This is a genomic window from Streptomyces sp. NPDC002690, assembly GCF_053592415.1.
Genome location: NZ_JBSFVR010000299.1, coordinates 1 through 9,294, shown reverse-complemented (window position 1 = coordinate 9,294; position 9,294 = coordinate 1). Strand labels below are relative to the sequence as shown.

Here is a 9,294-nt window from a genome sequence, read left to right as displayed (position 1 = left end):
GACCGTGCGACGGCGTCCCGGCAGTCCGCCGCCGACATGCGCCACGGGCGGGCCGAGGTCTTGGCGAACACGTGGGCCGCGATGCGGATGCCCTCACCGTCGAAGTCGCCGTGGTGGCGGAGGTCCGCGCCGTGCTCCGCGAGCAGGCGCACGAAGTGGACGGCTGCGCTGTTGGGCCAGCCCACGTCGAGAAGTCCCCACCACACCAGGCGTTTCAGCGCCGCGTGCAGCTCCTCGTCCTCCACCGCGTCCAACCAACCGACTGTACGCAGCCGTTCACGGACGCCGTCGAGACCGAGGGCCGTCTCCAGGTGTTCGCCGGCCGCGCCGAAGGCGTCCAGCACCGCACTGTGGAGGCCGGCCCTCTCGCCCGTGGTGAAGCGGAACATCTCCGGTGGAACCCTGCGCACTCGCTCGCCCTTCACCTGTCGCCCCGGCCACTGCCCCGCCGTAGGGGCGCCCTCACCGATCCGATGACAAGTCCCGGAACAGGGCTGTTCGTCCGCCGGAGACGGTACGGTACCTCCCTCCGGCCCGGCGTGCCCCTCAGGTACACGGCCCGTTCCCACCGGGCCACCGCCACCGCCACCGCGCGAGGACCCCGGGTCAGCGTTCGTAGACCCCGGTCAGCCGGGCGCGGCCGAGGACCGGCGGGGTGAGAAGGGGCAGCAGGGTACGTGGCCGGGCCCGGTCCACAGGCGGCGTCGCGCCGGGGCCGCCGTCGACGGGAGCGGCGAGCGCGAAGAGCTGGAAGACGTAGCGGTGCGGCCCGTGGCCCTTGATCGGTGCGGGGCCGTGGTAGCCGCGCCCGACGGTGGATCGCAACAACCGCACCCCCGGGCCGGGGCGTTTCGCGGCCAGGGAGCCGGGCGGGAGGTCTCCGGCCGCCGGGTCGATCAGCGCCACGCAGTGCACCGCGGGCTTGGCCATGGGTACGTCGACGTCCTCGACGACCAGGAGAAGCTGTGCGGTACCGGCCGGGAGCCCGGTCCAGGCCAGGTGCGGGGAGATGTCCTGGCCGCCGACGTGCTTCGCGCAGTGGACCCGCGGAAGGGAGCCGTCGGGACCGAAGCCGTCGCTGGTGAGGGTGAGCGCCCCCGCCCCGCAGCCCTGGAGGTTGGGAAGGTTCCAGGCCAAGTGGGTCTCGCCCGCTCGGCGGTTGTGCAGGAGTCGGCCCAGCAGCGTCATCGGGTGGCCTCGATCATGGCGACGACCTCGGCGGTGGTGACGGTCTCGCCGATCTTGGGGAAGACGCGCTCCACGCTGTGGCGGTGGTCGACTTCCTCCCGGTCGGCCATGGCGTCGGTGGCGAGAACGACGTGGTAGCCGTGGTCGGAGGCCGCGCGTGCGGTCGACTCGACGCCCGCGCTGGTCGAGATCCCGGTGAGGACGACCTGGGTGACGCCCAGGTCCCGCAGGAGAGTGTCGAGGCCGGTGTCGTGGAACGCGCTGCGCCGTCGCTTGGTGATCAGGTGGTCGGCCGGACGGACGTCGAGTTCGTCGATCAGCTCGGCCCAGCCGGGGGACGACGGGACGCCGCCGCCCGCCCGCGCGGTCTCGGTGCGCCCCGGGGCGCGCCCGGTGACGTTGACCAGGACCACCGGCAGGCCGTGCCGGCGGAACGTCGCGGCCAGGCGGGCCGCGGGCTCGACGACCGCCGCGACGGCGGGTCCGGCGCCGGCGAGGAGGCCCTTCTGCAGGTCGATCACGACGAGCGCGGGAGTGGGGTCGATCGTTGTCAGTGTCACTGTGGTGTCTCTCCTGTGCGGGTCGGCCGGCCTCCGGGGCCGGTCCGGGCGGTGTCGGGCGTACCGGGCTCGGCGGTGTCGGGCGTACCGGGCTCGGCGGTGTCGGGCGTACCGGGCTCGGCGGTGTCGGGCGTACCGGGCTCGGGCGTGCCGGGTTCGGAGGGGCGGACGGTACGGGCCAGCCGGTCCAGCAGGGGCGCGACGGCCGCGAGCCGGTCCAGCTCCGCCGCGGTGAACGCGCCACCGGTCAGGGCCCGGGTGAGGAGATCGGTCCGGGCGTTGCGCTTGTCCTTCAGCGCCTTCCGTCCCGCGGCGGTCATCGTCAGCACCGCCCGCCTGCCGTCCTCCGGGTCCGGGTGGCGCTCGACCAGACCGCGGGCGCGCAGCGCGGCGAGCGTCGCCCCCATGGCCTGCGCGGTGATCCGCGCTTCCCGGGCCAGCGCGGAGGAGGTGGTGGGGCCCGAGCGGTCCAGGAGTGCCAGGGCGGCCCGTTCGGGCATCGCGAGCCCGCCGTCGACCGGTACCTGGCGTACCCGTCGCACCAGTACACCGATGCTCGCCAGGAGAGCCGCGGCGACTTCCTCCGGAGCCAGATCTTCATCCATGTACTAAAGCTACTTTATCAATCAGCCTTAACATTCCCGTCCGGCGCACGGAACCCGCACGGCCACACCCCCGAGGGAGGGAGGCAGCGGGCGCGTGCGAGCCACCATGGGCCGGGCCACACGACCGAACCCCCTGAATGCGGCGATCCGGACGGATGAGAGCGCTCTCAACACTTCACCTCGGGCCGCCCGGCACACCCCTCGACCCGTCAGAACTCGAACGATGGGCTTCGCGCACGCTCCCTCAACTACGGTATGTGTCACTTCTATTGACACAAAGGTTTCAGAAGTTTTACGTTCCTTGACATCTGAGAGCGCTCTCGAAAGCGCTTCGTCCCCCTTCTGACTTCGAGGTGCTTCCCCATGCAAGCCTCCCTCGTAAGACCCGCAGCCGCGGTGGCCCTGGCCGTCGCCCTGGCCGCGGTGGGCCTGGGCCCGGCCGCGACCCCGGCGTCCGCGGCCACGATCACCGCGGGTGCCGGCAGCTATACCGACACCCGCCCGGCCGGCACCTCCGGACCGACCACCAACACCGGCGCACCGGTCACCCCCAAGCTGACCGAGGCCGCCAAGAACAAGCCGGTTCCCACCAACGACTGGTGGACCTCGCTCGCCTACCAGCGCTACGGCGACAACCCGTACTCCACACCGATGTACGGCCACCCGCTCACCTACCAGGCCACCTCCGGCGGACTGGAAGTCGGCTACCCGACCACGCCCTCGATCGTCGGGGACGGCCGCCAGTACGAGTACGCCCACAAGGCCGACCTGACCCTCGGTCTCAGCGGCCTCAACTCGCCCGACACGAAGGCCGACGACTGGTCCGACTGGACCGTCACCCCCTACTGGTCGGACGGCACCCGCACCCTGCGCACGACCATCGGGCACGGCCTGCCGTTCGTGTACGCCAAGGGCTCCGGCGGCAACGCCAGCATCACCACGGCGAGCGCCCCCACCGTCTTCGCGGACGACGGCAACGTCCTCGGCATCACCGTCGCCGGGCACCACTACGCGCTGTTCTCGCCGACCGGCACCGACTGGACGGTCTCGGGCTCCAGCATCACCGCCCCCCTCGGCGGCAAGGACTACTTCTCGCTCGCCGTGCTGCCGTCGACCGACGCGCTCGCGACGTTCCGGAAGTACGCCTTCAGCTTCGTCACCGGCTCCACGGTCTCCTGGTCCTCCTCCGGTGGTACGGTCCGCGCGACGTACAGCCTCACCACCGAGGCGAAGGAAGGCACCGCGCGCGGGACGCTCCAGGCGCTCTACCGCCACCAGTGGCTGCACACCACCGACACGCTCACGGGCTACACCTACGTGTCCCCGCGCGGCACCATGAAGGTGCGGGAAGGCACGTCCTTCACCACGAGCCAGAAGAGCTCCGGTGTGGTGCCGGCCCTTCCGGCGGTCAGCGGCGTCGACACCGCCCGGCTGACCGCGTACCTCGACGAGGTGGCGAACGCCTCCGATCCGTTCTCCGGGGCCTCCGACACCTACTGGACCGGCAAGGCACTCGGCCGTCTGGCCCAACTGGTGCCCGTGGCCGATCAGATCGGCCAGACCGCCACTCGGGACAAGCTGCTGGGGCTGCTGAAGAGCCGGCTCCAGGAGTGGTTCACGGCCGGCGGCGCCAGCGAGTTCAGCTACGACACGGTCTGGAAGACCCTCATCGGGTACCCCGCCTCCTACGGCAGCGACACCGAGCTGAACGACCATCACTTCCATTACAGCTACTACGTGTACGCGGCGGCGATCGTCGCCCAGTACGACCAGGCCTGGGCCGCCGACTCGGCCTGGGGCACCATGGTCAAGAACCTGATCCGCGACACGGCCAACCCGAGCCGCACGGACAGCGCTTTCCCCTTCCTCCGGGGCTTCGACGTGTACGCCGGCCACAGCTGGGCCTCCGGACACCAGGGCTTCGCGGCGGGCAACAACCAGGAGTCCTCCTCCGAGTCGACCAACCTGAGCGCGGCGCTGGTCCTGTGGGGCTCCGCGACCGGTGACACCTCGCTGCGCGACCTCGGCAGCTACCTGCTGACCACCGAGTCGGAAGCGATCGAGCAGTACTGGTTCGACACCGACCAGCAGGTCTTCCCGAGCTCCTTCGGCCACGACACGGTCGGCATGGTCTGGGGCAGCGGCGCCGCGTACTCCACCTGGTGGACCGCGAACCCCGAGGAAATCCACGGCATCAACACCCTCCCGATCACGGGTGGTTCGCTGTACCTGGGCCGCGACAAGGCCACCGTCAAGCGCAACCTCGCCGAGATGGAGCGGGAGAACGGCGGCCCGGCCGTCGAATGGCGCGACCTGCTCTGGGAGTTCGAGGCGCTGGCCGACCCGGCGTCCGCGAAGGCCAAATGGGACGCGGGCAACGCCGGTTACACGCCGGAACAGGGTGAGTCCAAGGCGCACACGTACCAGTGGATCACCACCCTGGACAGCCTCGGCGCCCCCGACATGAGCATCAGCGGGGACATCCCGACCTCCGCGGTCTTCACCAAGAACGGCGTCAACACCTACGTCGCCCACAACTACGGCACCACCGCCCGCACGGTCACCTTCACCAACGGCGCGACCCTGTCCGTACCGGCCCGCTCCACGGCCACCGGCACGGGCACCGGCGGCGGCACCACCGACCCGGGCACGGACCCCGGGACGGGCACGTCCACCGGGAACACCTTCCGGCTGAAGTCCGGCGGCACCCTCACCACCGCCACGGACGGCGCGGCCGGAACCGACACGATCGCCTCGGCTGAGGGCGTCAACCGGGACGGCACTCCGTACAAGCCGACGACCTACCAGATCACCAACGTCAACGGCACCCTCTCCTCCGGCACCTCCACCACGTTCCGCCTCCGGGTCGACGCGGGCACCGCGGTCGGGCTCGCGCCGCAGGTCAGGGTCAGCTACGACCTCACCGGCGACGGCACCTTCGACCGGACCGAGACCTACCGCTACTTCGCGACCGACCCGGTCGCCGGGTGGGAGGAGTACACACAGGCCGTGGGCGCGCAGGCGACCACCGGCACCCTGGGCAACCTCACGGGCGGAACCGTCCGCCTGGAGATCTGGAACGCCCTGGGAAGCAGCACCTCCCAGGTGCAGACCGGCACGGACGCGGCGGTCCTGAAGATCCCGTACGTCTGATCCGGTCCGGTGCGCACGGCACCCGTACACCCGGGGCGTACCTCCTGTACGTACCTCCGCCCCGAACCTCCGGGCCCCGCACCCGTCCGACGGCAGGGAGCCCCCGCAGGCGCATCGACTCGCGCCCGCGGGGGCTCCCTGCCGGTTCGGTCACGTATCCGCTCCGGCTCCGAGTTCGGGTCCGGGTCCGGCCGTCCGCGTCACCTGCCTCTCAGCGTGCGGAAGTCGGCGTACATGCGGATCAGGGCTTCCCGGCTGTTCCGCACGGCAAGGAACTCGAGGACCCTGGTGAACAGGTGGTCGAGGGCCCGCTGGTCCTGCGCCGGTGTCAGAGGCCCGCGCCATTCACCGGGATCAACCTCGGGAACGGCTTCGCGGAAGATCTCCTTGTACCAGGCGAAGCTGGAGAGCTCCTGGCGCTGGACGCAGAGCCACTCGGCGAAGCCGCGGAGGAAACCACGGGACTGGGCGACGTCGATGCCGTTCAGCAGCATGACGGTCGGGTAGTACCGGCCGTTCAGACCGTATGTCCCTGGATTCGCGCGGATGTCCTCGATGAGGGGCTTGTCGTTCACGGGCTCCTCAAAACGGCCACGGGTTCCTCAAAACGGCAGTCGATGTTCCGGGGCTTGCTCCACCTGGACCTGGGGTGCGACCGGTGGGCACCGACCGCACCCCCCGCGTCGTCCGCTCCGACGGAACTCACACAACGGAGTGCCGGAGACGGGCCTCACGACGAGGCCCGCCGTACGAGCGTGGTCGGGGTGATCACCGAGTCGGGCGCCCCGGTCCCCTTGCGGTCCCGGTCCAGGCCGCGCAGCAGCAGTCTCGCCATGAGCCGCCCCTGGCCCTCGACGTCCTGCCGGACGGTGGTCAGCGGCGGTACGGTCGCCTCGGCCACCGACGCCATGTCGTCGAAGCCGACCACGGCCACTTGGCCGGGCACCGGGATGCCGCGTTCGCCCAGTACCCGCAAGGCACCCGAGGCCATCAGGTCGTTGGCGGCGAACACCGCGTCCAGGTCGGGCCTCCGCTCCAGCAGCTCTTCCATGGCCAGCGCCCCCGACTCCACGGTGAACGCGCCCTGAGCGACGAGCGTGGGATCGACATCGAGCTGGATGTCGCGGTACCCGTCGAACCGGTCCAGGGCCGAGGTCTGGTCGGCCGGTCCGCCGATGTAGGCGATCCGCCGCCGCCCCAGGTCCCGCAGGTGCTGCACGGCCGCCCGCGCCCCGCCCCGGTTGTCCGCGTCCACGTAACTGGCGGTGCGCTCCCCGGGAGGCGTGGTCCAGCTCGGCCGCCCGCCGTACACGGTCGGCAGGCCGGCCCGTCGGGTGATCGCCGGCAGGGGGTCGTCGGTGTGCAGGGAGAAGGCGAGGGCTCCGTCGACGTGACCGCCCGAGAGGTATCGCTCGATCCGGCCGAAGTCTCCCGGCCCCTCCACGATCAACAGCACGAGTTGGGCGTCGTGTTCGGCCAGTTCCTTACTGATGCCCCGGAGCTGGCGGGAGAAGAACGGGTCGGAGAAGATACGTATCTCGGGCTCGGCGATCACTACGGCCACCGCTCCGGTCCGCCGGGTGACGAGGGTGCGGGCCGCGTGGTTCGGGATGTACTGGAGCTCCTCGACCGCTTGGCGCACCCGGTCCACCAGAGGCTGGCGCACACCGTCGCCCCCGTTGACGACCCGGGACGCGGTGGCCCTGGAGACTCCCGCGCGCGCCGCGACGGCTTCCAGGGTGGGCCGGGAACCTGGGGACTGCTCGGGCAAGGCGGGCGCTCCTCAACGCTGGGCGGCGGACCGGTAGGCAAGACCGCCGGTCCGCTCACAGCCTAGCGCCGGGGCCACCCGGGAGCGGCGCCGCCACCACCCCTGATTGAGAGCGCTCCCAAACTCGTCCCGTTTCGTTCGGCGCATCCCTTGACCCTCATTGGTACAGGCCATTAGCGTCGCGTTCGCCTCAGGGCAACACCCCCACCTCCGTCGTGTTTCTGACGGCTCATCACACCCTTTCGGAGGGTCAGTGGTCTCTCGACGTTCCTTCCTCACCGCGACCGGCGCGACCGCCGCCGCTGCCGCCCTCTCCCCGCTGTCGCCGTTCACCTCCACGGCCTCGGCCGCGAGCGCCCCGCTCCCGATCTCGCTCCAGAACAACTCCGGCAGCAACACCGTCTACGCGTACATCTCCGGTACGGACAGCACTGGTTGGCCGGTGTTCGTCTCCGCGAACGGCGCACTGAACCGGCTGCCGAACCCGTCGTCGGCGGTGACCCCGATCGCCGATTACGCCATCCCGCTGGGGGCCTCCGGCTCGGCGGCGACCAAGGTGAACCTGTCCGGCTTCATCATCGGAGGCCGGGTCTGGTTCTCGATCGGCCAGAAGCTCAAGTTCTTCGTCAATCCGGGCACGGTCCCCGGCGTGGTCCAGCCCGCACTGACCAGCGCCGATCCCAACTGGGCGACGAACTGGACGTTCTGCGAGTTCACCTTCAACAGCGCCAACCTCTACGCCAACATCTCCTACGTCGACATGGTCGGCCTGCCGGTCTCCATGTCCAGCACCGGCAGCTCCGGCAACCAGACGGTCAGCCCGCTGCCGGGCGGTGCGCTCGCCTCCATCGCCTCCGGCCTGCAGTCCCAGCACGCCGCCGACGGCGCCCCCTGGGACAAGCTGGTGATCAACGACTCCTCCGGCGGGGTGCTGCGCGTCCTCGCGCCCTCGCACTCCCCGGTGGACTTCGGCAACTACTGGGACGACTACCTGAACCGGGTGTGGGCCCGCTACGCCACCACCCCCCTGACCCTGAACGGTCAGGGGAGCATCGGCTCGTACACCGGCACCGTCTCCGGTGGCGCCATCGTCTTCTCGGGCCTGAACACCAACGGCGTCCCGTTCACCAAGCCCAGCGCCGTCGACATCTTCGGCTGCGCCTCCGGCCCGCTCTACAACTCCGGCGGCGACGCGCGCGGCGCCATCGCGGCCCGGCTGTCCGCCGCGCTCAACCGGAGCAGCCTGCTGGTCTCCGGCGGCAACAACAACCCCGACGGCGTGTCCCCGTCCCAGTACTACACGGACCCCATCACCAACCACTACGCCCGGCTCGTCCACAAGTACGCGAGCATCGGCTACGCCTTCCCGTACGACGACGTCGGCCCCACCGGCTCCGCGCCCGTCGACGGCCACCTCCAGGACGGCAACCCCACCTCGTGGACCATCTCGCTGGGCGCGGGCGCCGGTTCGGGCACCCCACCGGGCGGCGGTACGGGCACCGGCACGAGCGCCTACAACACCATCCAGGCGGAGTCCTTCTCGGCCCAGAGCGGCACCACCACGGAGGCCTGCTCCGACACCGGCGGCGGTCAGGACGTCGGGTACATCGCCAACGGCGACTGGCTCAAGTACTCGTCCCTGGACTTCGGTTCGACCTCGCCGTTCCAGTTCAAGGCCCGGCTCGCGTCGGGCGCCGCAGCGGGCGTGAGCGGCGCGATCAAGGTGCGTCTGGACAGCACCACCGGCCCGCAGATCGCGGAGATCAACTTCTCCAGCAGCGGCGGCTGGCAGACCTGGCAGACCGTCCCCGCCAACATCATCGCCTCCGCGACCGGTGTCCACGACGTCTACCTGGTCTTCTCCGGCAGCAGTTCGGACTTCCTCAACCTCAACTGGTTCACCTTCACCAAGTGAGCCGGCCCCGCCGCCCCCGGGCCCGCCACCAGCGGGCTCGGGGGCGGCGGGCCTGTCACCGCACCGGTGGGGCCGGTGCCCCGGAACGTCGACGACGACCGG

At 70.8% G+C, this 9,294-nt stretch carries 8 protein-coding genes; 2 read left to right on the top strand and 6 right to left on the bottom strand.

The window, feature by feature from the left end:
* The 4 genes from ACWD3D_RS28065 to ACWD3D_RS28050 all read right to left on the bottom strand — a co-directional run.
* A partial coding sequence (locus ACWD3D_RS28065) for a DUF2397 family protein (protein ID WP_451463578.1) occupies window positions 1-410 on the bottom strand: 410 nt, incomplete at its 3' end.
* Between the two features lie 196 nt (window positions 411-606).
* Window positions 607-1,188, bottom strand: coding sequence for a YbhB/YbcL family Raf kinase inhibitor-like protein (locus ACWD3D_RS28060; RefSeq protein WP_451463577.1), 582 nt, complete (start codon window positions 1,186-1,188; stop codon window positions 607-609).
* Window positions 1,185-1,748 carry a cysteine hydrolase family protein gene (locus ACWD3D_RS28055; protein ID WP_451463576.1) on the bottom strand — a complete coding sequence of 188 codons (564 nt, stop codon included), beginning with the start codon at window positions 1,746-1,748 and terminating at the stop codon, window positions 1,185-1,187. Before ACWD3D_RS28055 ends, ACWD3D_RS28060 begins: the two co-directional genes overlap by 4 nt.
* The gene (locus ACWD3D_RS28050; protein ID WP_451463575.1) at window positions 1,745-2,353 is read right to left on the bottom strand and encodes a MarR family transcriptional regulator; all 609 of its coding nucleotides are present in this window, start codon (window positions 2,351-2,353) and stop codon (window positions 1,745-1,747) included. Before ACWD3D_RS28050 ends, ACWD3D_RS28055 begins: the two co-directional genes overlap by 4 nt.
* Window positions 2,354-2,716: 363 nt before the next feature.
* Between ACWD3D_RS28050 and ACWD3D_RS28045 the strand changes: the two genes are divergently transcribed.
* Window positions 2,717-5,506, top strand: coding sequence for a glycosyl hydrolase (locus tag ACWD3D_RS28045; protein WP_451463574.1), 2,790 nt, complete (start codon window positions 2,717-2,719; stop codon window positions 5,504-5,506).
* Between the two features lie 200 nt (window positions 5,507-5,706).
* Here ACWD3D_RS28045 and ACWD3D_RS28040 read toward each other — a convergent pair whose 3' ends face one another.
* Both ACWD3D_RS28040 and ACWD3D_RS28035 read right to left on the bottom strand, forming a co-directional pair.
* The gene (locus ACWD3D_RS28040; RefSeq protein ID WP_451463573.1) at window positions 5,707-6,081 is read right to left on the bottom strand and encodes a hypothetical protein; all 375 of its coding nucleotides are present in this window, start codon (window positions 6,079-6,081) and stop codon (window positions 5,707-5,709) included.
* A gap of 155 nt (window positions 6,082-6,236) precedes the next feature.
* Window positions 6,237-7,277 (bottom strand): LacI family DNA-binding transcriptional regulator, encoded by a 1,041-nt coding sequence (locus tag ACWD3D_RS28035; RefSeq protein WP_451463572.1) that lies wholly within the window; start codon window positions 7,275-7,277, stop codon window positions 6,237-6,239.
* A 253-nt stretch (window positions 7,278-7,530) separates the two neighbouring features.
* Here ACWD3D_RS28035 and ACWD3D_RS28030 point away from each other — a divergent pair, with 253 nt between their 5' ends.
* A complete protein-coding gene (locus tag ACWD3D_RS28030) occupies window positions 7,531-9,192 on the top strand; it encodes a beta-1,3-glucanase family protein (protein WP_451463571.1) in 1,662 nt (553 codons plus the stop codon).
* Window positions 9,193-9,294: the final 102 nt, after the last annotated feature.